The sequence below is a fragment of the Parasphingomonas frigoris genome, from assembly GCF_036663815.1.
Lineage (GTDB): Bacteria > Pseudomonadota > Alphaproteobacteria > Sphingomonadales > Sphingomonadaceae > Sphingomonas.
In genome coordinates this window covers 845,828-870,284 of sequence record NZ_JAXOJQ010000001.1, presented here as the reverse complement: position 1 = coordinate 870,284, position 24,457 = coordinate 845,828, and the positions used below count along the sequence as shown (strand labels likewise).

Here is a 24,457-nt window from a genome sequence, read left to right as displayed (position 1 = left end):
TTGCCGGCGTGGCGTCTAGCGCAGCGATGTCGGCAGCGCCGGACCAGCCGAAACTGTCGTCGCAGGGCGTCCCGCTACTGCAGGTCGATGGTCGCAGCTTCCGCGACCTCGACCGCAACGGCCGGCTCCATCCGTATGAGGATTGGCGCCTCGCGCCGTCGGTGCGCGCCGCGGATCTGGTAACGCGCATGACGCTCGCCGAAAAGGCCGGGCTGATGGTCATCCCCGTATTGGCGGGCAATGCGCCGTTCGGGCAGATCTCGACCGGCTACGACATGCTGGCGGCGCACGCCTTCGTGACCGCCAAGCACGTCTCGGCATTCAGCGCGATGACGGCGATGTCGATCCATGATTTGGCCGAATCCGCCAACGCGCTGCAGCGGGAGACCGAGGCCAGCCGGCTCGGCATCCCCGCGCTGATCGTCACCGATCCGCGCCACGGCTTCCAGAAGACCTTCGGTGCCAGCGTCGGCACCGGCGGCTTTAGCCAGTGGCCCGACTTTACCGGGCTCGGCGCGCTCGGCGATCCCGCGGTTGTGCGGGAATATGGCGACATCGTCCGCCGCGATTATCGCGCGGTAGGCTTCGCGCTGGCGCTGTCGCCCCAGGCCGATCTCGCCACCGAGCCGCGCTGGCCGCGCATCAACGGCACGTTCGGGGAGGATCCGGCCACAGCATCGGCGATGGTGGCGGCCTATATCACCGGCGTGCAGGGGAGTGCGAGCGGCGTCACGAAGGACGGCGTCGCAAGCGTCGTCAAGCATTGGGTCGGCTATGGCGCGCAACGCGACGGGCTGGATTCACACAATTACTACGGTCGCTTCTCGGCCCTCAAACCGAGCGAACTCGCCACGCACGTAAGGCCGTTCGAGGCCGCCTTTGCCGTCCATGTGTCGGGTGTGATGCCAGCCTATTCGATCTTCAGCGATCTGAAGATCGGCGGACGCCCCGCGGGCGCGTTCGGCGCAGGTTTCAGCGACGTCATGATCGATGGGTTGTTGCGGCTGCAGCACCGCTTCGACGGGGTAGTGCTGTCCGATTGGGCGATCACCGCCGACTGCGCCGCCTTGTGCCATGACGGCTATCCCGCCGGTCAGCGCCCCGGCGTCGAGAGCATCTCGACTGCGTGGGGTGTCGAGCGGCTGACGCGTCCGCAGCGGTTCGCCAAGACGATCCTCGCGGGCGTCGATCAGATCGGCGGCGAGCCCGATCCGGCGCCGATCGTCGCGGCGGTCGAGCAGGGGCTCGTGCCCGTGCGTCGCATCGACACGGCGGTGACGCGTATCCTCATCCAGCGGTTCGAGCTCGGGCTGTTCGAACGCCCGTTCGTCGACGTCGCCGACGCCGAGCGCATCGCGGGCGCGCCCGCGAGCCACGTTGCCGGGCGCCGCGCCCAGGCGCGCTCGATGGTGATGCTAGAGGATCGCTCGCCAGTCCGGCTGATCCCGGGCCGAACGCGGCTGTTCCTTCGGGGGATGGAAGCAAACGCCGCTCGCACTGCCGGGTTCGAGGTGGTGTCGCGTATCGAGGATGCCGATGTCGCCGTGATCCGTCTCGCTGCCCCCTATCAGACACTGCATCCCGGCTATTTCTTCGGGAGCATGCAGCACGAGGGCAGTCTTGCTTTCCCGGCTGATTCCGCCGACCTCGCAACGGTGCGCGCCGCCGCGTCGAAGAAGCCGACGATTGTCGACGTCTATCTCGACCGTCCGGCGATTCTCGCGCCGTTGGGTGATCTGGGCGTCACGCTCTTCGCGAGTTTCGGGACATCGGACGCGGCATTGCTCGACGTGCTGAGCGGCAAGGTCCGCGCGGAAGGCCGGCTGCCGTTCGAATTGCCATCGAGCATGGCCGCGGTCGAAACGCAGGACCCAGGCAGACCGGCGGATTCGCGCGCGCCGCTGTATCCGCTTCATTACCGCTGGCGCGGCGTGCCCGCACGCGGCGTCGCGCCGGCGGATCGCAATCGCAAGGGTCGGCATCAATGATCAATCGTCGGACGGCGATCTCGGCATCGCTTGCTACGCTGGCGACCTCGGCGGTCCGAGCCGAATCCCTTGCGGCCGGCGTCGCACGCTTCCCGGCGGGGTTTCTCTGGGGCGCCGCCACCGCCGGGCACCAGGTCGAAGGCAACAATGTCAACGCCGACCAATGGCTGCTCGAAACCGTCAAGCCGTCGCTGGCGGCGGCGCCTTCGGGGGACGCGTGCAACAGCTTCGAGCTGTGGCGAACCGATCTCGATCTCGTCAAAAGCCTCGGCCTCAACAGCTATCGCTTCTCGATCGAATGGCCGCGCATCGAGCCCGAAGACGGGCAGTTCTCGCTGGCGATGCTCGACCATTACAAAGCGATGATCGAAGGGTGCCACGTGCGCGGGTTGAGCCCGGTGGTGACGCTGTCCCATTTCACCACGCCGCGTTGGTTCGCGGCGCGAGGCGGTTGGCTGAACCCCGACGCCCCTGCGCTGTTCGCCCGCTATTGCGACCGTGCGATCCGACATCTGGGCGACGGCCTCCGCTATGTCGCGACCTTGAACGAGCCCAATAACGCGCTGTTGCTGCAATCGGTATTGCCAGCCCCCTTTTGGGCAGCGCTCCGCGCGAGCCTGCAGGCCTGCGCCAAAGCGAGCGGCACCGAGCGTTTCACTGTCGGCAATACCGTACTGCCCGAAGACGTCGCGTCGATAACGCAAGGTCTGCTCGCTGCGCACAAACTCGGGCGGGACGCGATCAAGGCACTTCGGCCGAGCCTTCGGGTCGGGGTCACATTGGCGGTGCTCGACGATCAGGCGGTCGGGGTCGACAGCGTGCGCGACGCGCGGCGCGAGACGTTTTACGGTCCTTGGCTCAGGGCGGCCCGCAACGACGACTATGTCGGTGTCCAGAATTACGAACGCGCGGTGTGGGATGGTCACGGCAAGCTGCCGTCGCCCAGCGGTACTCCGCGCACCTATGGCGGCGCGGAAATCTATCCCGCATCGTTGGCCAACGCAGTCCGCTACGTCCATGCGCAGACCAATCTCCCGATCCTCGTGACCGAACACGGGCTAGGGACGACCGACGATCGCCTGCGCGCAAACCTCATCCCCGCGGCGTTGACGCACCTGCGGGCCGCCATCGCCGACGGCATTCCGGTCGAGGGCTACATCCACTGGTCCCTGCTCGACAATTACGAGTGGGGTGGCAGCGATAAAGCGAGGTTTGGCTTGGTTGCCGTTGATCGCGCTACATTCCGAAGAACGCCGAAGCCGAGCGCGAGCGTCCTGACCCGCATCGTCGCGCGCGAAAGCAGATAGATCGCCATAGGGTGAAGAGCGGCGGCACCGCTGCTTGACCGGACTACGAAAGTGAAAGCTTTATGACGAGCATCCCGAAACGCTCCAGCCTGCTTTTGTGGGCTCTTGCGGCCGCTTCACCCGCTGCCGCAGGCGACCTTCCGGTCATCAAGAATCGGCAGCTCATCGTCGACGGGAAACCCTATCTGGCGCTTGGTGGGGAGTTGCATAACTCTAGCGCTTCCAGCGTCGCCTATATGGAACCGATCTGGGACAAGCTTCAGCGTATGCATGTCCGGACCGTGATCGGAACGGTCAGCTGGGAGGACTTTGAACCGAGCGAAGGCCGATTTGATTACACCGCGGTCGACGCCCAGATCGCCCAAGCGCGCCGCCACGACATGCGCCTGGTGCTGATCTGGTTCGGGGCGTTCAAGAACGCCAGTTCGACCTATGCTCCGATATGGGTGCGACGCGACACGAGTCGGTTCCCGCGTGCGATCGCCAACGCGCAGATGAAGGAGGCCTTCACTTATGAAGGAGCGATGCCGAAGCCGGTGCTGTCGGTTTTCTCACCCGATTTGATGAAGGCCGATCGCACCGCGTTCGTCGCGCTGATGGCGCATCTGGCGAAGGTCGACACCGATCACCGTGTTGTCATGGTGCAGGTGAACAACGAAAGCGGGCTGCTGCGCGACAGTCGGGATCGATCGCCGTTGGCGCAAGCGGCGTGGAAGCAACCGGTCCCCTCGGCGCTGATGCGGTACTTGTCCGCCCACAAGGCCGACCTCAAACCCGAGCTCGCCGCACTGTGGGCGCGCGGCGGCAATCGCTCGGCGGGAAGCTGGGCGGAAGTCTTCGGCACCGATTGGGAGGCCGACGAGGTCTTCATGGCGTGGCATTTCGGACAGTATATGGAGGCTTTGGCCGGCGCGGGAAAACAAGCGCTCAATCTCCCCATGTATGTCAACGCGTGGCTCGGCCCGCAGCAGAATCAGGATCGTGCCGGTCTTTATCCAAGCGGCGGCCCTGCAAAGCGTGTTCTCGACGTCTGGAAGGCGGCCGCGCCGTCGATCGACATGCTCGCGCCCGATATCTACGTCCCCGACGCAAAGGGACCGCTTGCCGATTATGATCACGCCGGCAACCCACTGTTCGTTCCGGAAAGCCAGTTCAAGACCGGCGACCTGTTCTGGGCGGTGGGTGCGCATCGCGCGCTCGGCTACTCGATCTTCGGAATCGAAGATGGGCGGGTCGATGGGCAATTATCCCAGGCACTGGCGCTCCTCAACCCGATGGACGCCGTCATTACCAAGGCGCAGTCCGAGGGACGTATCGCGGGTGTTCTTCTGGACGACGGCAAGCCGTCCGAGATCAAGCTCGGCGGGTATTCGATCATTGTCCAGCAGACGCAGTCGCTGCTGAAGCGAATGCTGCTGGATGTTGGTCTGCAGCCACCGCCCCCGCCTCAGCCACTGCCGAGTGAAACGGAAGGCCCTTCGAGCCGTCCCGCTCCCGGTGACGCACGGCCGTTCGGGCTCGTCATCTATGAGGGCAACGACACCTTCCTCTTGGTGGGCAAGGGGTTCACCGCCGATTTTTCGAAGAACGGCCACCTTTCAGAAGTAGATCACGTCGAAGAGGGAAGCTTCATCGATGCGCACTGGCAAGCGACTCGGATCATCAACGGCGATGAACGTCTCGGCATTATTCCGGACGATCGCTTGGCGATGGTCCGTATCCGGCTGCTCCCAGTGCAACCTCGCTAACGGTAAGGTGGGGCCGGGAGTTCGGTTCGATAGCTAACCAAAACGGTGACAGGGACGTTCCGTTCCTGGCTTTCATAAACCGGTTGCCCTGAACCCGTACGGCAACCGGTCTACAAAAGCCTACCGGACTCTGTGGCCCCATAATGTACAGGGGCCAGAACACGCGTGCGATCAGAAGTTGCGGCGGAGAACGACTCCCAAGTAGCGATCGGAATCGCGTGGGATCTGGTAAAGGTACGATCCGCCCGGCCCGCCGGCAACGATCGTCGAGGCATAGTGCGCGTCGAGCAAGTTGGTGACGACGAACCCGAGGCGATAGCGCTTGGCCAGATCAACCGCCGCCAGGGTGATATCGACCTGGGTATGGGGTCTGAGAGTGAGGTTCTCGAATGCCACCATCTGGGCAGCGGTATTTCTCGGCGCCAACGTCGAAACCTGCTTGTCGGTGTAGGATACCAGTCCGCTGAATTCGAGCGCGAACGGCAGGTTTCGGGGCAGGGCGGTATAGGTCGCCCCAAAATTCCCCTTGTTCTTGGGGGCAAACGCCAGTGGCGTACCGGATGTGATGGTATTGGCTGCCTGCGCCGCTGGCGGCACTAGAAACTGGTCCACCTGGGCGTCGGTATAGCTGTATCCGCCGCTGATGGTCAGTTGGCGATTCGGCCGGTACAACAAGCCGATCTCTGCTCCGCGCGTAGAGACATCACCTGCATTGATGATCGTGGAGATGACGGCACCATTGAATGTGGTCGGGTAATTCGCCTGGTAGTTTTTGACCTTGGTATAAAATCCATCAACGTAGAAAATGAGACGACCGTTATTGAAGTTGCTCTTGAGCCCTACCTCGAAAGCCTTTGACGTTTCAGGCGATATCGGCGCGGTATTGCCAGCGCTCATGTTGAAAAAGGTATTGAACGCGGGGCCTTTGTAGCCAAGTCCGAAACTTCCGTAGAGCATGTTGCCAGGCGTCACGTAATATTGCAGCGCTGCCTTACCCGAAAGGTTCTTTGCGCTCGTCTTGCCGGTCCACGGCGTGCCATTGAACACCCCACCGGTGGCGACATTCGCATCGAAACTGCTGCCGATTCCTGCCGGGACGCCGACACCGGGAAAGCTGCTGCCGCTGTAGTTATTGGTCCGCGTATGATAGGCTTCCACCTTGTCATAAGTGTAGCGCAGACCCGTGACCGCATGTAGCCGCGGGGTGAAATGCCAGTTCGCCTGGCCGTACGCGGCTGCGTTGTAAAACTTAGAGCCGAACGCAGCGACACCGACGGGGTTGAGGATCGTCGATTGATCGGTCGGACACGGCGTCAGGCCGTTCGCCTGCCGAATGGCGGTTGTAGCGGTGCAATAGGTGTTGGAGCGGGTATAGGTACGGTCTGCGACCGCCTGATAATAGAATGCGCCGACCACGTAATCGATGAAGCCACCGGTGGGGGAGGTCAGGCGCAATTCCTGCGTGAACGTCTTCGAGCGTTGCGGACCCAGGTCGCGGATCAGCGGCACATTGAGGTACAGTTGGTCGACCCAATCGCCGTTGCGGACTTCCGTGTTGTTCCACTGGCGCCCCGACGTGATAGACGTCAGTGTATGCGCGCCAACGGTCAGATCAGCCTGCAACGAAGCGCCATAGGTCACCTCCTTGGTTCGATTGGGCGTCACCTGAACGCTTTCGCGGGTAGCTCCCCCGAGTGCAGGGGCTAGAATGCTTTGCACCGCCGCTTGGGAGGCCGATGGGGCAGCGTTGAGCGCGCCGATGACGAACCCGCAGCAATCGTCGTCAGCCCTGCGATAGTCCGCGATCAGCTTGACGTGCAGCTTCTCGGTAACATCGCCGATCACCATAGCACGCGCGCCATAATGCGTGTAGCCATTGATCTTGCCGCCGACGGTCTTGTCCGAGATGTTGCCCTTATAATCGCTAAAGAACCCGCTGACACCGGCCCGCCAATTGTCGCCGATCGGGCCACCGATACTGGCCTTTGTCTTATACTCTCCGCCCTGGAACGCGCCCACCTCACCATAGCCACCAAACGTCTTGCCGGGTTCTCTGGTCACGATGTTGAGCGCTCCCGCAGACGCATTCTTGCCGAACAGCGTACCCTGCGGCCCACGCAGGACCTCGATCCGGTCCAGATCATACAGATCGCCGAAGCTTTCACCGGCACGCGCAAGCACGACGCCGTCGACCACGGTGGTCACGCTCGGTTCGGCGGCAATCGAGCTGCTGACCGTACCAAGCCCGCGCAGAAACAGTGCGGAATTGAGGCTGGTAGCGCCCTTGACGTACGTCAACGCCGCGATGAGCTTTTGTGTGTCTTCGATAGTATTGGTCGACAGACGTGTCATGGCATCGCTGCGGACGACGGTGATCGCGACCGGCACCTTTTCAAGCGGCTCGGATCGTTTTTGCGCTGCGACCATCAATCCCCCAGGTCCGTCGTCTGCAACAACAGACTCAGTTGCCGGAAGCTTGACGGGAGTTGAAACGGTTTCCGAGGCCCGAGCTTCTGCATGGGCTTGTACAGCTGCAAAACCGGAAACGATGATCGCAAGATGGCAGGCCGAATTAAAGAGTCGCGTCATGAAAATACCCCTGAGTGACCTGCAGGAGCTTCATCGCTCGCCCTTTGCATATCCCTATCCTAGAAGGGCGATCGGCCATTCACTTGTATTGCCAGAATATATTTATTCAGTGGCCCATCTCGGGAGGGGGGGCTGCTGCAACTTGGTAGGTCAGATAGTACGGCCATTTTCGCGCAATCATGATGCGGAATTCACGGGTTTGCATGGCAAGAGAACGGCAGCGAAACCGGAGATCGGCCGATGCAAAATAACCTGCTCCCTGTGCGCAGGCCGCTGATATCGTAACTCCATCGCAAGGATGTCCGCGCTTGGACGCGAGCGGCTCGGCCGCTTCATGGCTGATACCGCCCGATTTCAGATATTTACGGCGGATAAGCCGCCTCCCCGAACCGGACGTTGGTTCAGGTCCCCTCGGTGGCTGTGGTGGGCCGTGATGGGCAGCCGCTTTTGGCGTGCAACGGGCAAAGGTGGACGATCCTTTAGATAATCTTGCCGGAAGTACCTACGATCCGTCCCCTAAATGCCCGTGTACCTGCCAAGCCAGCTTATTTTCGCCCACATACGACGGTTCTGTTCTGAGCGTCACGTGACCAAGCGAGCAGAGGGTATGTGCCAGGTTCGGTTTCAAAGCCGGCGCGACGTTCAGATGATTCTAATGGTCCCACGTCGACGGCCGACCGATGCCTTGTATACTGGTTCGAGACGCGTTTATCCGCGGGATTTCCATTCCAGCCAAACAATGAGGATCGAACGACTAACACTCGTTCTTGAGCAGTTTTGGCCCGCACGCCTCTGATCGCCCTCTGTCGAGTCAGATGCCTCCAGCAAGTCGCAATCTTTTGCCAAACGTAGATCAGCTACAATTTTCTATTACGTAACACTTTACAGCCGCCCGATAAAAAGTATCGTATACCGAATACTGTGGGAAAAAAGGGGGGTGTTATGCGATCCATGTGGGGCATAGGTGTCAGCGTATTGGCGATCATGACCAGCACGCCGGCGTGGTCACAATCCAGTGTAAGCGATGCGTCGGACGCGCAGAAGACGACGTCAAAGGAACGGCCAGACATCGTCACCGTCGCTGACGATAGGGTTCCCCCGCAGCTTCCCGAAGTCATCCTCGTTACCGGTTCGCGGATCCGCCGCACGAACATGACGACCGCCGCCCCGATCGCGGTGATCGACAAGGACATGATCGGCGAGCGCGGCCTCGGACGCCTGAGCGATACACTGAGCGCGATGCCGCAGATCACACCGATGATCGGCGACCGCGGCAGCAGCAGCGATCCGCGCGCCGGACCTGCCCGGATCAGCCTGCGTGGGCTCGGCTCGGGCAGAACGCTGGTGCTGCTCAACGGCGATCGCATGGACAATGATGCCAACGTCATTCCAGCCCCGTTGATCGAGCGTGTCGATGTCCTCACCGGCGGCGCCTCAGCGGTCTACGGGTCGGACGCGGTGGCCGGTGTCGTCAACTACATCGTGAAGCGGCGCTTCACGGGCATCCAGCTCAATTTCGAAGCAAGCGCGCAGCAGAGCACGAACGACAACACGTTCATGCTCAACCTGCTCGACGAGGCCGGCTATGCGCGTCCACCGCGCCACGTGTTCGGCGGCGAGGCCTATTTCGGAAGCCTGGCGGCAGGTCAGAATTTCGCCGCGGGCCGCGGCAACATCAGCGTCTTTGCGACCTATAACCGTCTGCAGCCCATTGAGATCGGGATGTTCGACCACACCGCTTGCCCGATGTTCCAGAACCCACAGCCCGCCTCGGGCTTCCAGACCAACGACCAGTGGTCGTGCGGTTTTAACGAAGCGAACCCGTACAATTGGTTCTTCGTCAACGGCGGCGAATATACCAACGCCAAGGACGGCTCTCGCAACTGGCGTCCCTATGACACTGCTGACATCAAGCGCACACCGCAGAAGGATTGGCTGCAGCGCGATGTCCGCCGGGTAAACACGGGCGGGTTCTTCAGCTTCGATATCGCCCCGACGGTGAAGTTCGACAGCAGCTTCCTCTACAGTTACGACCAGTCGGGCGGCGAGGTGCAGTTCAACGACTGGTTCTACTCGCCTGACTTCCAGATGCCTTGCGACAACCCGTTCATGAGCGCGCAACAACAGCAGCTCGCTTGCGGTGCCGATGCGGGCGTGGCCGGCAAATCGGCTCAGATGTGGATGAACGTCTATCGGCCGGACAATACCGGCGAGTATCGCTACCAGACCAACACCTGGCGCGCGGCGGGCCATCTGTCCGGCACGCTGGTCGATGACCTGCATTTCGACATAGGCTTGCAGCGCTCAAAGCGCGTCGAGAAATATACCGGCACCAACATCTTCGACGGCGGCAAGACCGAGCTGTTCAAGCGGGCGATGCAGGTCGTAAGCGTCAACGGCGTGCCGACCTGCCAATCGGTCGTCGACGGTACCGATCCGAGCTGCGTCCCGCTCGACGGCTTCAGCTCCAAGGGCCCCAATCCGGCGGTATGGTCCTATCTGACGTCGACCGGTGAGAGCCGAGTGTTGCAGGAACAGATCGTCGCCAATGCCTCGGTTTCGGGATCGCTCGCGCGCTACGGCATCAAGAGCCCGTGGGCGGAGGAGGGCATCGGCGTCGCCCTCGTGGTGGAGCACCGCTGGAACCGTATTACCGAGCAGGGCTCCGGCGCGTTTGCCTGGTGGTCCAAATATGCGGGCACCGACGTCGTCGACGAATTGGGCGGCGAGCTGTCGGTGCCGATCGTCCAGAAAAAGCCGTTGCTGGAGGACCTGACGATCAGCGGCGCCTATCGCCTGTCGCGCTACCGTTCGCTGGACGATCTGGTGAAGACCTGGAAGGCCGATATCGTCTATCGGCCCTACGCCGGCCTCGGCTTCCGGGCGAGCGTCAATCGTGCGGTCCGCCGCGGCTACCTGGAACGACTGCAGGGGTCTGTGCCGTATCAGATGGGATTCGAGGATCGCTGCGCTACGGCCGCCACGCCGAGCAACGGCGACCCGCGCCGCGAACGACTGAGCTTCGAGCAATGCGCCGGGACCGGGATGACCCGGACGCAGTATGACAATCTTGCCGTCCCGGGCAATTGTGACGCGGCCGGCTACTGCCAGACCCAGTTCCGCCCCGGCGGCAATCCGGATCTCAAGCCGGAGACATCGACCAGCATCACCGCCGGCGTGGTGATGCAGCCTAAGTTCCTCCCCGGCTTCAACGCGTCGGTCGATTATTTCTCGATCAAGATAGACGGCGCGTTCGAATGGGTCCGCACCGACCTGATCGCGGATCAGTGCTTCAACCAGCAGACGGCCTTTTTCTGTGGCCTGATCACCCGTGATCCGACGTCGGGGAGGGTCACCGAGATTAATGCCCGCTACAACAATTCAGGCTTCCTCAAGACCCAGGGCATCGATTTCTCGCTTTATTATCCGATCCATCTGTCGAAGCGCATATTCGGCATGGAGCTGGGCCGTCTCAACCTCGGGCTGAACGGCACCTTCAACCTCGCGAACGACCGGCAGTTCGCGCCGGGTACCCAGGTCTACTCCTGCCTCGGCTATTTCGGATTCTTCTGCCGCGACCTGACCCCCAGGTACCGCCACTTCGCGAACATCGGCTGGGACATGCCGTGGAAAGGAACGATCAGCCTGGCGTGGCGCTATGCCGCGCCGACGAAGAACGCCAAGCTCTCGAGCAATCCAGTGCTGGGCCCCAAGCCGGACTCGGGCACCACGGACACCTATCCGCTGATTCCGCGCCTGGCCGCACAGAGCCTGTTCGACCTGTCGATCAGCTATCCGGTCACCGATCGCGTGCGCGTGTGGTTCAACACCCAGAACCTGTTCGACAAGGACCCGCCGATCATCGGTCAGGGGGCCAGGGACACCACCGCGTTCCAGAACACCTATCCCTGGTACTACAACTCCTGGGGTCGCACCCTCCGCGCCGGCATCAGCGCCAAACTCTGGTAACGGCAATGGAGCATCGCGGCGGCGCTGCGATGCTCCCCACCATCAGGCTGAAGGTGTTGCGCGTGCTGGTGCCAATCCTCGGCGGACCGAAGCGCAGGTTCGCAGGAGAGTAGCCGATCCTGCTCGTGGCTGATCGCACAGGCTGCCCCGCTCAGGTCGACGCCAAGCTTATGGGTAGCGCACTTAGCCCACTGCTCGTCGAACCGCGTGAGGGGCTGGTTCGGTAACTTCTGCGACCAGAAAAGCCGATCAGATCACCGCGGCGGGCGATAGATCGGCCAGCCGCTGGTCGGCGACGCGGGCAGGGACGACGATTGGTAGCGCAACGTCCGGGCACGGGTTGTGAGGTATCGTCGCTCCCCCAATGCATTGGATCCGCCTTCCAGACGCGCCAACGGGCTGAGAAACAGACGATCGGCGCGTAGCCGTCTCGCATGCGTGCGTTATGGCAAGGTGCCGTGGAACCCGACAGGTATCCTAAGATCCGATGACCGTGACCTGGAGACGGTTGCGATCGGCGGTTCTTTTCGGCCTCATAGTTCGACAGCGCTAATGTCTGGCGGCGCGCCAGGAAGGATCTTGGATCGCCACTCGCTGGCGCTTGAACTTTGCAAAACTTTACCCGGCGCACATCCTGGAACCAAGGCGCGTCGCCATTGCAGAGCGGCCGACGAAAATTTCGTCGGCCGACTTGGATGGAGCGCAGCACGATGAACCGATATTTCAACCAACGCCCGATACTTGCTGGGCTGCTGGCCACCGCGGCCGGCGCCGCAGCGATCACCGGTGCTGGTCTCGCCTGGGCGGGGCCGGCCCTACACGGATTGCATGGCCATTCGGCGACAGCGGATCCTGCGGTCATCGAGGCGCATTTCGACAAACTCTTCACGGAAATCTTGCCCGACGGCACGCCTAAGCAAAGGGCCCAGCTGAAGGTCATCGCACATTCGGTCCATACCGATCTCGGCACCTTCCATGCGCAGTTCCGGACTGCACACAAACGGGCACACGTCCTGTTGATGCAGTCGACGGTCGATCGCGCCGGGTTGGAGGTGCTGCGCCAGGAGCAGATGCAGCAGGCGGACCGTGTCTCGCAACGGATCGTCCGGGGGCTGGCCGACGCCGCCGACGTGCTGACACCAGCACAGCGCGTCCGATTGGCCGCTCATCTCGCGGCCCGTAACACGGGCGCGGGACTGTGAGCCCCTTCTCGGTCGGGGTGTGCATCCTGGCTGTTTCGGCCCAAGCCAGTGCCGCTCCGCTGAAGCTTTCGCCCAGCCAAACCTCGATAGAACGCGTTAGCTTTGCCGATCTCGACCTGCTCGGCCAAGCCGGCAAGGCAACGCTTCAGCGGCGCATCCGCGCGGCAGCGCGTCGGGTATGCGACACCCAAGGTGTTCCGTCATTGGCGGTGAAGCTGGACGCTATGCGCTGCAATCGAAGGGCGATCGCCCGCGCGGCAGCGCAAATCGACCGGATTGCCGCCGCCCATGCGACAAAAGCGGTTGAGATCGCTTACCTCTCGGTCGACGCGGGTCGCTGACGGCAATCAATCGCCGGACCTGGCCTTCAGGCTTCGCGCGGTGCGCGAAGCCTGTATGGTCTGCTGGACTTTTGCATCATCCTCAAGGCCAAGGCCATTTTTCAGCACATCCTGATGATCGAAGACGATCACCGCCTGGCGGCGATGGTGGAGACCTATCTCGCCCAGCACGGCTATGTCGTCGCGCACGCCCCGACCGGGGCGGCCGGGTTGGCCGCCTTGCGCGATCGCGAGCGTGACGAGTTCGCGGCAGTTCTGCTGGACCTGATGCTCCCCGACAGCGACGGGCTCGACATCTGCCGGCGCGTTCGCGCACTCCCGTCGCCGGTAGGCGCGGTGCCGATCGTGATGCTCACGGCCAAGGGCGATCCGTTTGACCGCGTGATCGGCCTGGAATTGGGCGCTGATGACTATCTTCCCAAACCGTTCGAACCGCGCGAGCTACTGGCCAGGCTGCGCGCGGTGCTGCGCCGACCGGCTTTGGCGGCCGCGGACAGTCTGCCGCGGTTGCGGTTCGGGAGGCTCGAGATAGACCGCGATGCGCGCTTGGCGCAGCTGGATGGCCAGCGGTGCATGCTGACCGGCTATCAGTTCGATCTGCTTGCGGTGCTCGCCGAACGCGCCGGTCGCGTACTGTCGCGCGACCAGCTTATCGACGCGCTGAAGGGTGGCAGCCATGAGCCATTCGACCGATCGATCGATGTTCATATCGGACGGCTGCGTGCCGCCATCGAAGATGATCCCAGGCAGCCCCGGCGGATCATCACCGTGCGCGGGTCGGGCTACGTTTTCGCACGGGTGCAGGATGGTTGAGTCTGACGGGCTGCATGGTAGCAACGGCCGCCCCCGCCTGATGCAGCGCCTGTATTGGCGGATCTATCTCGCGCTGCTGGCGAGCCTCACCGTGGCGGCTATTCTCTTTGGACTGGCGCACCTGCGCTACGGCGCGGCGCCGGCGGCCATGCTGGGCTTCCGCGGCCATCTCGCCATGCTAGCGTTGCTGCTGGCGATTGCGGTGGTCGTGGCGGTCGCTGCGTTCCCCGTGGTGCGCCGGCTCACCCGCCGGCTGGAGCGGCTTCAGGCCAGCGTCGATGCTTGGGGGGCGGGTGACCTATCGAGCCGGGTCGCCGTCGAGGGGCGCGACGAGGTTGCGCAACTGGCCATGAGCTTCAACCAATCGGCTGGGCGTATCGAGGCGTTGATGCGCGCACAGCGGATCTTGCTGGCCAATGCCTCCCACGAACTGCGATCTCCGCTGGCGCGGATCCGCATGGCGATCGAGCTGTTGGCCGAGGCACCGTCCGCCGCAGTCCGCGCCGAGCTGGCGCGCAACGTGGTAGAGCTCGACCAGTTGGTCGAGGAAGTCCTGCTGGCAAGCCGCCTCGATGGCATGTCACACCGGGAGCATCGGCCAACGGCCGTGGACCTGACCGCGCTCGTTGCCGAAGAGTGCGCGCGGGCAAGCGCGCAGTTCGCTGGAGAGCGGCTGGAGATGTCCGGCGACACGGTTCTCCTCCGGCGGATGGTCCGCAATCTCCTCGAAAACGCGCAGCGCCACGGCGGAGGGACGCCGATCCACGTCACGCTGAGCGCCTCTGCAACGGAGATCGCGCTCGAGGTCCGCGATAGTGGTGCAGGCGTCCCGCCGAGCGAATGTGAGGCCATCTTCGCGCCGTTCTACAGGGTATGCGGGGCCAGCGAGTCTGATGGCGGATATGGCCTCGGTCTCAGCCTCGTCCGTCAGATTGCACGGCAACACGGTGGCGACGTGCGCTGCATTGCAAACGAGGCGGGCGGTGGTCGGTTCAGGGTTGCATTGCCGATATGAACGGTTCTGCTGCAATGTCGGATGTACCAGCACCGCCGGGCCGTCGAACCGCTTGCGCATATCCGTGGTGCCGCACCTCAGCAATATCCGCGTCGAAGGGGCAAGTGGGATCATCGCGGAAGGACGCCGGACGGCAGCTCGATCCTTATTCGATCGAAAAAAGGATGGACGACAGTTGGCACCGACATCGTCGCTGCGGGCTCGGCGACCCGGACCTCGGCGAGGCTCGGTTGAGACCGCACAGCCAAGCCGCTCAGCCGGCCCGATAGCGCCTGCCGGCGCCAAATAGTGGGGTCATGTCCATCATGGGAACAAATACAAAACATTTTTGCAGGCGATGATGGTGTGTCAGCGCAATCGTTATCTGCTCCGAACCCCGCCAGGCGTTCCCGTGGCACTACCTGACCAGCCACGCGCGCACTCGCGCTCTCGACTCGGCCCCGTCGAACGGTTTCGATAGATAATCGTCGGCGCCTTCATCAAGGCCTCGAACTCGATCCGCTATAGCGTCGCGAGCAGTCAGGACGAGGATTGGCAAGCCTGCTTTCGAGGATCGCAACGCCCGTGGAACCTCCATTCCCAGACGCGGTCGTTCACGTCAGCCACCACGAGCGTCTGCTTTTGTGCTCAAGCGTGGGTGATCAGCGGAGCACGGCCTCCGCGTCGACTACCGTCATGTCGTGCATCTGGTTTAAATAGTTTTCGAGATACGGCTTGTGCGAGGCGCCGACGACCACGAGGCCACGAATGCCTGGTTGCACTCCGAACATATCGCGGATGTTCGACGCCATACGCAAGTTGCGCGTCTCCCAATAACCAACATAGCCACGGCCGAAGCGTTCCTTCGACGATTCTTCCAGCGCGGCACCGAAGTCGCTGGCGAAAATCTGCTTCGCCTGGTCGGCGCGATTGAAGGCGCGGTACATGGCAAGCATGGTGCCCGGTTGCCCGAGCCTGGCGGTCAGCGCTGCATCCATTGCCTTGCGCTTGGCGCTGGCGGGATTGTCCCAGGCCTTCGTGATCACGGCTTCGTAGCCTTTTTCATCGGTAACGGGCGCGTCGGCGGTGTGGTCGTCCATCGCGTAAACGCGTTCGAGTCCGAGCCGGGCGGCCAATGCGGCTGCGATCGACAGGCTTTCGTCATTCCGCGTGCGTAGCCGCTCAAGCCGTGCGACCAGGGTCGCATCCAGGCCCTCGCCGACATGGCGTTCGTTCTCCGGGAGGCGCAGCCATTGGACCAGCGCGCTAGCCCCTTCGCCGCCGGCGAGGAACAATGCGGCGAGGCGTCGACGGTCGGCCGCCGACGGCGTCGCGGGCCAGGCGGCGAGCAGGCGGCTCCAGGCGGCTGTCGCCGACGGCACGTCGAGCCCCGTCGCCTTGGCGGCGGGGGCGGGGTCCCAGCAGTAGCTTTCGACGCTGTCCTTGTAGTGGTCGGGGTAGTGCCGCATGAAATCGCATTGCGAGCCGGACACTGCCTCGATGGCGATCGCCTGGGGGCGCCAGGCCGTCAGCTTGTCGAGGACAGGGTCTAGTTGTTCGGGCCGGAAGGCCGCGGGCATACCCGATAGATGCATGCTGCCGAGCACCAGCAACTGGTTTTGCGGTCCGGAATGCGGCCCCTTCAGCCGGCCCGTATCAAACGGACGATAGGCTTGAGCCGTTGCGGTCGACGCGCCTGCGACCGCAGCGATCATCGCCGCCAACCTCCATAACCGCACCATATATCGTCCCTCAGATTACAACCGTACTAGTGGCATAATACAGCAAGTATGCCGATGGAAGTGGCTAACTTTTCGTGTGCCGGCGGCACGCGAGCAAGACAGGGCAGCCTATACTCGGCCGGACGCCCGCTGGCCGAAGCGCCACGCGTGGGCGAGCGTCGATAGAAGCACCAAGCTACCGGCTAGAGCGAGCGGGGCGGCGAGCCCGCTATGCGACAGGAGATAGGCGCCGATCGCGGCACCGGTGAAGACCGCTACAACGGCACCGATCCGTCGTCGCCAATTCGCATTACCCCCGCCCGCTGGACTCGAATCCGCACCAAGGCCCGTCAGCGTGAGCGTGAGGACCGTGGTCGTGAGATCGGCGACCTTCAATTGCCGGATGGTGGCGTTGCGATAGCCCATCGCGAGGCCGGTGAGCGCGATGATCGCGAACAGCCGTGGTTCGGGTGATTGCGTCGCGATATCGAACCCGATCGCGGCCGCTGCGGCGAGCCACAACAAGAGCGTCTCGATTATCGCCGAGGTCATCAACCAGCGGCGTTCGGAGCCGCGGGTATCAGGCCGGCCGATCCGACCCGCGATGGCGGCGCCCAGCATGAAGCTCGCCAGCGCCACGACGAAGGGCGCCACCCGAAATCCCGGCGCGCCCGATGCCGCGAACCCTAAAAACACAACATTGCCGGTCATGTTGGCGGTGAAGACCTTGCCGAGCCCGAGCACGCTGGCGGCGTCGACCAGCCCGGTCGTGACCGACAGCAGCAGGAGCAAGGGCACGCGAGGATCGCGAAGAGGTGTCGGCGTATCTGCCATCTGGGGCTCCATGATGCGGATCAGAAACGGAAATTAGCTTCGAGGCCGAGCAGCGCAATGGTTCTGGCGGGGCCGGTGTCGCGGATGAAACCGCCGGGTCCGAACGCCGAGAGCGAGGTCGACAGCTCGAGTTCGGGCGTTGCTTGCCAGGCCAGCGTGGCCTCGACTTCCTTGCCGATGAAGCTGGCGCGCGAAGTGCCGGGCGCGCGCAGGAGGTTTCCGGGAATGTCGTACACGCCGTCGCCGCGCGAATAGCGCCAATAGGCCATCGCGGCGAGGCTGGCGGAGACCGTCTTGCCGAGCGCGACGGCAACGCGCGGATTGGCGCTGATGATGTTGTAGGGGCCGACGGGGGACAGCTCGCCGAAATATTTGCCTTTGGGGAACAGCGCGTTGAACGTGCCGAGCCGGGTGTCGTCGGGGTGGCGATCGCCGCTGACGACATTGACGCGCAGGACCGCGTCGGGGGCGAGTGGCGTGTGCGGAAAGCGGCGACCGAGTTCGGCGCCGAGCGTCCACGCCGCGATCGGTCCGCCGGCGAAGCTGCCGAATTGCGCAACGCCCTCGACGTTCCAATGCCAGTCGGCCGCACTGCCGAAGCTGCGAACGCCCAGGCTGTGCCGCCGCTCGCGTCCGGTCCGCAGGCCGAAATGCGCGGCGCTGTTGCGATACCCGAGATAATAGAGGTCGAGCCCGGGTCGCGTCAGGTACATCCCCCAGAGCGACTTGGTGCGCGAGATGCGATCGTCGAGCGAGGCGAGGCCGGGCTGGACGGGCTTGACCGCAAGCAGACTGATGGTCGCTCCGTTGATGGTCGCCAGCGCGCGAAAGCCGTCGAAGGCGAGCGGCACGTTCGGGCCGTAGCGCGTACCGACCAGCCGTTCGCTCCCGAGCGAAAGCATTTGCCGGCCACCGCGCAGCGTCACGCCGGTCCCCGTAAAGGATCCCGTCTCCGCATCGCCCAGGCGGATGTCGGCAAATCCCTGGAGCAGGTCGGCGCCGGTCTGGTCGATCGGGCCGGCGGACGGACGCACGCCGACGGCATAGGCGGCGATGGCTTGCACGAACCCGCGAACCCGGCCGACGTGGAGATCGGCATAGGGCACCGCGCGCGCCCACAGATAGCCGTCGTCTGGCGCGGCGGCGGCGCCCCACAGGTTCGCCCGATAGTCCTCGTTGCGCAGGCGCAGTTCGATCCCCGTGGTGAGATAGGCGTCGGGCGCGAGCGGGATATATTTGAACCGTTCGGTCCATCGCCCGGTACGCTCTGCGGGATCCGCGAGCGTCGACCATTGTTCGTCGTAGCGGGTCGTGGTGAGCGTCGGCGGCTGCCACGGTTCGCCGTCCTGCGCCGCCGCCGGCGCAGCGGTGAGCGCGAGGGCGAGGCTCCATCTACGCACCGGGCAAAGGCGCGGGGCGCGCGACGAGCACGAAGCCGGCGATCAGCCCGAGATGCTCGAAGAAGGCGTTCGTCGCCATGAAGCGGTCCGGTCCCGCGGGCATCCCCCAGAAGGCGTTGGCGGTGATCGCCGCGAGCAGCGTGAAGATGCCCAACATTCCCGCGCCCAGCCAGACGCACCGGCCCGACAGGATCAGGACCGCGCCGACGAGCTCGACCGCGATCGTTATGCCCGCCCAGAGCGCGGGCGGATGCAGCCCGAAATGCGCTTGCTCGGCGACCGCGCCCGGCCAGTCGCCGAGCTTCACGACGGCCCCCAGGAGATACGCACTCACCAGCGCAAGGCGCGCAACCAGGCTCGTCCAGCGCCAGTTCAGGATGGCGGTCACGAAGGCGGGGGAGGGGGTGCGCATCCGGCTAGCGGGCCGCGCTGCCGTGGATCTCGGCGATATAGCCGCCCGGGAAGCGCACGATCGCGGCCTGCCGGTCGCCGTCGGGGTGCGTGGGGACCAGCGTTTCCGCACCCGCAGCACTCGCCTTGGCCAGCGTCGCGCTCAGGTCGGCGACCTCGTAGCCGGTCATGTCGTGGCCATAGGGCCAGGGCAGTTGCCCGTCCGAGACGATCACCGCCATCTTGCCATAGCCCGATGCGATCCGGATGCGGCGATACGACTTCGCCAGCTGGCCGATCGCAGCGCCAGGCGCGGTCGTGTCGTCGGAGACGATCCGGCCTTTGGAATAACCGAGCCACGCCTTCACGAACGCGTCTGCGGCGTCCGGGGTAAGATAGATGCGGTTTTCCGGCACTGTTGCAAGCGCCGGATAGTTCGGCGTCGCGGTGTGCCAATAGAGCTGCATGTTGACGCCCCCCGGCCACTGCACGAGCACATCGCGACCGATCGGGTCGGGGAAGACCGACACAAGCCGGGTCGCGCCATGCTTGCGCGCGGCGGCGGTGGCGACATCCAGATCGCGCACGAGATAGCCCGTCCGCTCATGCCCGAAGGGGTAGGGGATCGACGTCTTGAACCCGAACACCGATACGGTGCCGGCGGGCGTGAGGATCAGTTGCGACATCGTCTGGCTTGGCGTCGGCGTCACCTGGAACACACCCTGCTTGCTGGTCGTGCCGCCGAATGTCGCGACGAAGCTCGCCACGAAACGGTCGAAATCCTCCGGCGCGACATAGACGTGCGTGGTGTCATATTGCGGGCCGACGGCTTGGTCGGTGCTGGCGGGTGCCTGGCGCGCGCCGGCAGGCGCCGCGGCGACCAGCGCCGCTGCAAACAGTATCGCGAAACGTCGCATCGTTGTTCTCCCTTTCATGATCACACCGCCCAGCAGCCGCAGCCGAACGCACCCCAGAAGCTCTGCACATCGGCGACCGGCACCTCGCGGCCGAGCGCGGCGGCATGGTCGTGGCCGTGGACCGAGCAGCCGCTGGCGCAGCCACAGGCCGCGGCGAGCTTGGCCGAGGCCTCGGGCGTGCGGTGGTAGCCGCCGAACGTCGCGACCGGCGACCAGTCGGGCATCGGCTTGGGCAGCGACGGGGCAAGCGGCGCATAGTCGCCCTCGCCGAACACCACCTTTCCACCGAGCAGCGTGAGGACCGAGCGCAGATGCGGAATCTCGCTTTCGGGGACGCTCAGATAGTCGCCCGACAGGATGGCGAGATCGGCGAGTTGCCCTGCCTTGATCCGCCCCTTCTTGCCGACCTCGTTCGAGAACCAGGTGTTCTGGTGTGTCCACATCGCCAGCGCCTTCTCGCGGCTGACGCGGTTCGCGCCGGGGTAGAGGCCAAGGCCGCCGACGGTCTTGCCCGTCACCAGCCAGTTGAGCGAGACCCACGGATTGTAGCTCGCGACACGCGTCGCATCGGTGCCGGCGCCGACATGCAGCCCGGCAGCGAGCATCTTGGCGATCGGCGGCGTGCGTTCGGCCGCTTTGGCGCCATAGCGCTCGACGAAATCCTCGCCCTGATAGGCCATGCGGTGCTGCACCGCGATGCCGCCGCCGAGCGCTGCGATCCGGTCGATGTTGCGGTCGCTGATCGTCTCGGCATGGTCGAAGAACCAGTTGATCCCGTCGAACGGAATGTCCTTCGCGACCTTCTCGTACACATCGAGCGCGCGGCCGATCGTCTGGTCGTAGGTCGCGTGCAGCCGCCACGGCCATTTATGCTCAGCCAGCAGCCGGATGACGGGTTCGAGATCGCCCTCCATGCTCGGTGGCATATCGGGGCGCTCGACCCGGAAATCCTCGAAGTCGGCGGCGGAATAGACGAGCATCTCGCCCGCACCGTTGTGGCGATACGTATCGTCGCCCTGGCCCGGCGTGACCTGCTTCACCCAGCCCTGGAAGTCGGCGAGCTCCTCCTTCGGCTTCTGCGTGAAGAGGTTGTAGCTGATCCGCAGCGTCAGCTGGTCGTCGGCGTGCAACTTCTCGATGATCTCGTAATCATCGGGATAGTTCTGGAACCCGCCACCGGCATCGATCACGCCGGTAACACCGAGCGAATTCATCTCGCGCATGAAGTGGCGCGTCGAATTGAGCTGGTACTCGGGCGGCAGCTTCGGCCCCTTGGCAAGCGTCGCATAGAGGATCGTCGCGTTGGGATGCGCGAGCAGCAGCCCGGTCGGATTACCCGCCGCATCGCGGACGATCTCGCCACCGGGCGGGTTGGGCGTGTCCTTGGTATAGCCGACGACCCGCAAGGCCGCGGCGTTGAGCAGCGCGCGATCGTACAAATGCAGGATGAACACCGGCGTGTCGGGCGCGACCGCGTTGAGCTCGGCGATCGTCGGCAGGCGCTTCTCGGCGAACTGGTGCTCGGTGAAGCCTCCCACCACGCGCACCCATTGCGGGGCAGGGGTATTGTCGACCTGCCGCTTGAGCATCGCCATCGCATCGGCGAGGCTTGGCACGCCGTCCCAGCGCAGCTCGAGATTATAGTTCAGCCCGCCGCGGATGATGTGCATGTGGCTGTCGATCAGCCCCGGAATCACCCGCCGCCCGCCGGCATCGATGATCGTCGCATCGGGAGCGGCGGCGCGAACCTCCTGCTCGGATCCGACCGCGAGGAACGCGCCGTTGCGGATGGCGACGGCCTGCGCTTGCGGGTTCTCGCGGTCGAGCGTCGTCACCTTCGCATTGAGGATAATCAGGTCGGACATGCTGGGTCTCCGGTTGCCGGCAAGCAGCGGGGCGAGCGTTGCGGCTGCCCCGCCGAGGATGGTCGTGCGGCGGTCAAGGATCATGCGAGGATCACGCCGCGTCGTCGTGCTGGTGGCCGGGCAGCATCCCGAACACATGGTCGGTGCACGCCGCCCGGATCGCGGCGGCCTTGTCGCGGCTCGCCCAAAGGCTTTTCGCAAGCGGCACCGCCTGCTCGCCGAGCAATATGCCGGCGAGCCCGATCAGCGCGATCGTCGGCGGGGCCGGCGACCGTACCTTCAACAGCGCATAGATCACGCCGACGAACAGGCCGGCGGCGAGCGAGATCAGATACGGCCGCACGACCTCAATGCCCGCCTTCGGAGGCGCCGAACATCGTCTTGGCGTAGGTAATACCGAGCCCATAAGCACCGCCGAACTTGCGCGCGATCCCGGTCACCGAGTCGTAGGTTTCGGTCCGCGCCCAATCGCGCTGCAACTCGAGCAGATACTGGATCGATGTCATCGGCACCGCACCGAGCTGGATCATCCGCTGCACCGCGCGCTCATGCGCCTCGACCGAGACGTCGCCGCACGCATCGGCGATGAAATACGCCTCGAACCCCTGCGCGATCGCCGACGCGACCGGGCCGACGATGCACACGCCAGTCCACAGCCCCGCGAACACGATCCGCGCCTTGCCGATCTTGTTCACCTCGGCGATCACCGCGGCGTCTTCCCAGGTGTTCATCGAAGTGCGGTCGAGCAGCGGCTCGCCCGGGAAAGCGTCGGTGATTTCGCTGAACATCGGCCCGGAAAAGCTGTCGACCGCGACCGTCGTCAGGATCGTCGGCACGTCGAACACCGCCGCGGCATGGCTGATCAGCGCTGCATTGTTGCGCAGCAATTCGGTCGAGATCGACTTGGTCGCAAACGCCATCTGCGACTGGAAATCTATCAGCACGAGCAGGTGATCGGTTGGCGACAGCAGCGACGCACCCGGTGTCGCGGCGGCAGTGATAGTCATGGTCAGTCTCCCGTTGGAAAAATCGGTCAGCGCGCCTGCCAGGTGCGGCGCCAGGTGAGCGGGGTCACGCCGACCACGCGGCGGAACAGCCGGCTCAGGTGCGCCTGGTCGGTAAGCCCGCAGGCGTAGGCGATATGGCTGAGCGTATCGTCGGTCTGCAGCATCAGCGTCTGTGCGCGGCGGACACGCTGGCGGATCAGGAATGCGTGCGGGGTCTCGCCCGTCGTCACCTTGAAGGCGCGGCAGAAATGCCCGGTGCTGAGTCGCGCGACGTCGGCGAGCGCATCCACCCCGATCGTCGAACCCAGGTGAGCGTCGATATGCTGGACAACGCCGCGAAGCTGCCATGCGGCGAGCCCGCCCTTGACCGGCGCCGCGTTCGGGACCGGGGTGTGGGCGCCAGGCGCGGGATCGTACGCAAACATCGCCGCAAGCCGCTCGAGATACTGTCGCGCCACATCCGGGTTATGATCGAGCGTGCTGACCGCGTTGGCGAGCAGGCTGGCAGCGACGGTTGGCACGAATCCGCGCGTGACGGCGGTCGCCGGAGGAAGGGTATGCAGCATCGCCTGGGGTCTCCGTCGCAGTCTGTGCGAAGGAGCATAACGGAAGCGTATCAATCGGCTGCGCCCCGGCCGGGGCGGTTGGCGCCCCCTCTTTAGTGGGGCGGCCTTGCGCTTCCGATCAGAGCTCGATGATCCCGCGCTTGGCTGCGATCGTCACCGCATGCGTGCGATCGGAAGCGCCGAGTTTTGCAAAGATCAGCTTCATGTGGCCCTTCACGGTTTCCTCCGTGACGGCCAGCTTGGCGGCGATCTGCTTGTTCGAATTGCCCGCTGCCGCCAGCGACAGTACGCCGATCTCGCGTTCTGTGAGTGCGTCCTCGACGACGTGGAACGCGATGCTCGACGCAACCTGCGCGTTCATATGCTTGCCGCCGGCATGTACCGAGCGGATCGTGTCGAGCAATTCCTTGCGCAACGTGCTCTTGAGCAGATAGCCGGCTGCCCCCGCGCGGAGCGCGCGCAACGCCTGCGCGTCGCCCGAATACGTCGTCAGCACGACGATCCGCGCCTGGGGCCAGTTGCTCCGCATCGCGGCGATCGTGTCGACGCCGCCGATGCCCGGCATCTGCAAATCCATCAGGACGATATCGGGAAAATGCGTTGGATAAAGCGCAAGCGCCTGTTCGCCAGACTCGGCCTCGGCGACGACCGCCAGATCGGCCTGCGTTTCGATCACGGCTTTGACGCCTTCGCGGAGGAAGGGATGATCGTCGACGATCATGATCCGGATTGGCGGGGAGGGTTGCAAGGCGAACTCCTGAAGGTGACGGGACGGAGTGCTGCTACCCTGCGCCGCGGGCACTGCG

The 24,457-nt window shown here is 64.2% G+C and carries 20 protein-coding genes; 8 read left to right on the top strand and 12 right to left on the bottom strand.

Annotation, left to right across the window (positions count from 1 at the left end; translation table 11 throughout):
- Positions 1 to 26 precede the first annotated feature (26 nt).
- The 3 genes from U1872_RS04100 (at position 27) to U1872_RS04090 (ending at position 5,043) form a co-directional block, all read left to right on the top strand.
- Positions 27 to 1,988: a glycoside hydrolase family 3 protein gene (locus tag U1872_RS04100; protein ID WP_332791578.1), complete on the top strand. Its 1,962-nt coding sequence runs from the start codon at positions 27 to 29 to the stop codon at positions 1,986 to 1,988.
- A complete protein-coding gene (locus tag U1872_RS04095) occupies positions 1,985 to 3,295 on the top strand; it encodes a glycoside hydrolase family 1 protein (protein WP_332791577.1) in 1,311 nt (436 codons plus the stop codon). The genes U1872_RS04100 and U1872_RS04095 overlap by 4 nt, the downstream gene beginning before the upstream one ends.
- A gap of 62 nt (positions 3,296 to 3,357) precedes the next feature.
- A complete protein-coding gene (locus tag U1872_RS04090) occupies positions 3,358 to 5,043 on the top strand; it encodes a GH35 family beta-galactosidase (RefSeq protein ID WP_332791576.1) in 1,686 nt (561 codons plus the stop codon).
- Between the two features lie 171 nt (positions 5,044 to 5,214).
- Here the strand turns inward: U1872_RS04090 and U1872_RS04085 are convergent, their stop codons facing one another.
- The gene (locus U1872_RS04085; RefSeq protein WP_332791575.1) at positions 5,215 to 7,632 is read right to left on the bottom strand and encodes a TonB-dependent receptor; all 2,418 of its coding nucleotides are present in this window, start codon (positions 7,630 to 7,632) and stop codon (positions 5,215 to 5,217) included.
- Positions 7,633 to 8,574: 942 nt separating this feature from the next.
- On the opposite strand from U1872_RS04085, the gene U1872_RS04080 reads away from it, so the two are divergent.
- The 5 genes from U1872_RS04080 (at position 8,575) to U1872_RS04060 (ending at position 14,972) form a co-directional block, all read left to right on the top strand.
- Entirely contained in the window at positions 8,575 to 11,601 is a 3,027-nt protein-coding gene (locus U1872_RS04080) for a TonB-dependent receptor domain-containing protein (RefSeq protein WP_332791574.1), read from the top strand.
- 710 nt (positions 11,602 to 12,311) lie between these two features.
- Positions 12,312 to 12,803 carry a periplasmic heavy metal sensor gene (locus U1872_RS04075; RefSeq protein WP_332791573.1) on the top strand — a complete coding sequence of 164 codons (492 nt, stop codon included), beginning with the start codon at positions 12,312 to 12,314 and terminating at the stop codon, positions 12,801 to 12,803.
- Positions 12,800 to 13,144, top strand: a complete 345-nt coding sequence (locus tag U1872_RS04070) for a UrcA family protein (protein WP_332791572.1) — start codon at positions 12,800 to 12,802, stop codon at positions 13,142 to 13,144. Before U1872_RS04075 ends, U1872_RS04070 begins: the two co-directional genes overlap by 4 nt.
- 114 nt (positions 13,145 to 13,258) lie before the next feature.
- A complete protein-coding gene (locus U1872_RS04065) occupies positions 13,259 to 13,957 on the top strand; it encodes a winged helix-turn-helix domain-containing protein (protein ID WP_332791571.1) in 699 nt (232 codons plus the stop codon).
- Positions 13,950 to 14,972 (top strand): sensor histidine kinase, encoded by a 1,023-nt coding sequence (locus tag U1872_RS04060; protein ID WP_332791570.1) that lies wholly within the window; start codon positions 13,950 to 13,952, stop codon positions 14,970 to 14,972. The genes U1872_RS04065 and U1872_RS04060 overlap by 8 nt, the downstream gene beginning before the upstream one ends.
- A gap of 397 nt (positions 14,973 to 15,369) precedes the next feature.
- On the opposite strand, the gene U1872_RS04055 is transcribed toward U1872_RS04060, so the two are convergent.
- The 11 genes from U1872_RS04055 to U1872_RS04005 all read right to left on the bottom strand — a co-directional run bounded on the left by U1872_RS04055 (position 15,370) and on the right by U1872_RS04005 (position 24,399).
- Positions 15,370 to 15,549: a response regulator gene (locus U1872_RS04055; RefSeq protein ID WP_332791569.1), complete on the bottom strand. Its 180-nt coding sequence runs from the start codon at positions 15,547 to 15,549 to the stop codon at positions 15,370 to 15,372.
- 64 nt (positions 15,550 to 15,613) lie between these two features.
- Positions 15,614 to 16,666, bottom strand: a complete 1,053-nt coding sequence (locus tag U1872_RS04050; RefSeq protein ID WP_332791568.1) for a DUF5694 domain-containing protein — start codon at positions 16,664 to 16,666, stop codon at positions 15,614 to 15,616.
- A gap of 135 nt (positions 16,667 to 16,801) precedes the next feature.
- Positions 16,802 to 17,506, bottom strand: a complete 705-nt coding sequence (locus U1872_RS04045; RefSeq protein WP_332791567.1) for a YoaK family protein — start codon at positions 17,504 to 17,506, stop codon at positions 16,802 to 16,804.
- A gap of 20 nt (positions 17,507 to 17,526) precedes the next feature.
- Complete coding sequence (locus U1872_RS04040; protein ID WP_332791566.1) at positions 17,527 to 18,906, bottom strand: alginate export family protein; 1,380 nt, start codon at positions 18,904 to 18,906, stop codon at positions 17,527 to 17,529.
- Positions 18,899 to 19,318: a DoxX family protein gene (locus tag U1872_RS04035; protein WP_332791565.1), complete on the bottom strand. Its 420-nt coding sequence runs from the start codon at positions 19,316 to 19,318 to the stop codon at positions 18,899 to 18,901. Before U1872_RS04035 ends, U1872_RS04040 begins: the two co-directional genes overlap by 8 nt.
- A gap of 4 nt (positions 19,319 to 19,322) precedes the next feature.
- Positions 19,323 to 20,213, bottom strand: a complete 891-nt coding sequence (locus U1872_RS04030; protein ID WP_332791564.1) for a VOC family protein — start codon at positions 20,211 to 20,213, stop codon at positions 19,323 to 19,325.
- A 20-nt stretch (positions 20,214 to 20,233) separates the two neighbouring features.
- Entirely contained in the window at positions 20,234 to 22,078 is a 1,845-nt protein-coding gene (locus U1872_RS04025) for an amidohydrolase (protein WP_332791563.1), read from the bottom strand.
- A 91-nt stretch (positions 22,079 to 22,169) separates the two neighbouring features.
- A complete protein-coding gene (locus U1872_RS04020; RefSeq protein ID WP_332791562.1) occupies positions 22,170 to 22,421 on the bottom strand; it encodes a XapX domain-containing protein in 252 nt (83 codons plus the stop codon).
- Positions 22,422 to 22,425: 4 nt separating this feature from the next.
- Entirely contained in the window at positions 22,426 to 23,085 is a 660-nt protein-coding gene (locus U1872_RS04015) for a hydrolase (protein WP_332791561.1), read from the bottom strand.
- Between the two features lie 26 nt (positions 23,086 to 23,111).
- The gene (locus U1872_RS04010) at positions 23,112 to 23,651 is read right to left on the bottom strand and encodes a helix-turn-helix domain-containing protein (RefSeq protein ID WP_332791560.1); all 540 of its coding nucleotides are present in this window, start codon (positions 23,649 to 23,651) and stop codon (positions 23,112 to 23,114) included.
- A 118-nt stretch (positions 23,652 to 23,769) separates the two neighbouring features.
- Complete coding sequence (locus U1872_RS04005; RefSeq protein ID WP_443025314.1) at positions 23,770 to 24,399, bottom strand: response regulator; 630 nt, start codon at positions 24,397 to 24,399, stop codon at positions 23,770 to 23,772.
- Positions 24,400 to 24,457: the final 58 nt, after the last annotated feature.

Excerpts from the sequence above, each read along its gene's own strand:
- U1872_RS04060 (WP_332791570.1), top strand. The coding sequence starts at position 13,950 with ATGGTTGAGTCTGACGGGCTGCATGGTAGCAACGGCCGCCCCCGCCTG.
- U1872_RS04100 (WP_332791578.1), top strand. The coding sequence starts at position 27 with ATGTCGGCAGCGCCGGACCAGCCGAAACTGTCGTCGCAGGGCGTCCCG.
- U1872_RS04025 (WP_332791563.1), bottom strand. The coding sequence starts at position 22,078 with ATGTCCGACCTGATTATCCTCAATGCGAAGGTGACGACGCTCGACCGC.
- U1872_RS04055 (WP_332791569.1), bottom strand. The coding sequence starts at position 15,549 with ATGGAGGTTCCACGGGCGTTGCGATCCTCGAAAGCAGGCTTGCCAATC.
- U1872_RS04085 (WP_332791575.1), bottom strand. The coding sequence starts at position 7,632 with ATGACGCGACTCTTTAATTCGGCCTGCCATCTTGCGATCATCGTTTCC.
- U1872_RS04050 (WP_332791568.1), bottom strand. The coding sequence starts at position 16,666 with ATGATCGCTGCGGTCGCAGGCGCGTCGACCGCAACGGCTCAAGCCTAT.
- U1872_RS04035 (WP_332791565.1), bottom strand. The coding sequence starts at position 19,318 with ATGCGCACCCCCTCCCCCGCCTTCGTGACCGCCATCCTGAACTGGCGC.
- U1872_RS04075 (WP_332791573.1), top strand. The coding sequence starts at position 12,312 with ATGAACCGATATTTCAACCAACGCCCGATACTTGCTGGGCTGCTGGCC.
- U1872_RS04010 (WP_332791560.1), bottom strand. The coding sequence starts at position 23,651 with ATGCTGCATACCCTTCCTCCGGCGACCGCCGTCACGCGCGGATTCGTG.
- U1872_RS04045 (WP_332791567.1), bottom strand. The coding sequence starts at position 17,506 with ATGGCAGATACGCCGACACCTCTTCGCGATCCTCGCGTGCCCTTGCTC.
- U1872_RS04065 (WP_332791571.1), top strand. The coding sequence starts at position 13,259 with ATGATCGAAGACGATCACCGCCTGGCGGCGATGGTGGAGACCTATCTC.
- U1872_RS04090 (WP_332791576.1), top strand. The coding sequence starts at position 3,358 with ATGACGAGCATCCCGAAACGCTCCAGCCTGCTTTTGTGGGCTCTTGCG.
- U1872_RS04080 (WP_332791574.1), top strand. The coding sequence starts at position 8,575 with ATGCGATCCATGTGGGGCATAGGTGTCAGCGTATTGGCGATCATGACC.
- U1872_RS04015 (WP_332791561.1), bottom strand. The coding sequence starts at position 23,085 with ATGACTATCACTGCCGCCGCGACACCGGGTGCGTCGCTGCTGTCGCCA.
- U1872_RS04095 (WP_332791577.1), top strand. The coding sequence starts at position 1,985 with ATGATCAATCGTCGGACGGCGATCTCGGCATCGCTTGCTACGCTGGCG.
- U1872_RS04030 (WP_332791564.1), bottom strand. The coding sequence starts at position 20,213 with ATGCGACGTTTCGCGATACTGTTTGCAGCGGCGCTGGTCGCCGCGGCG.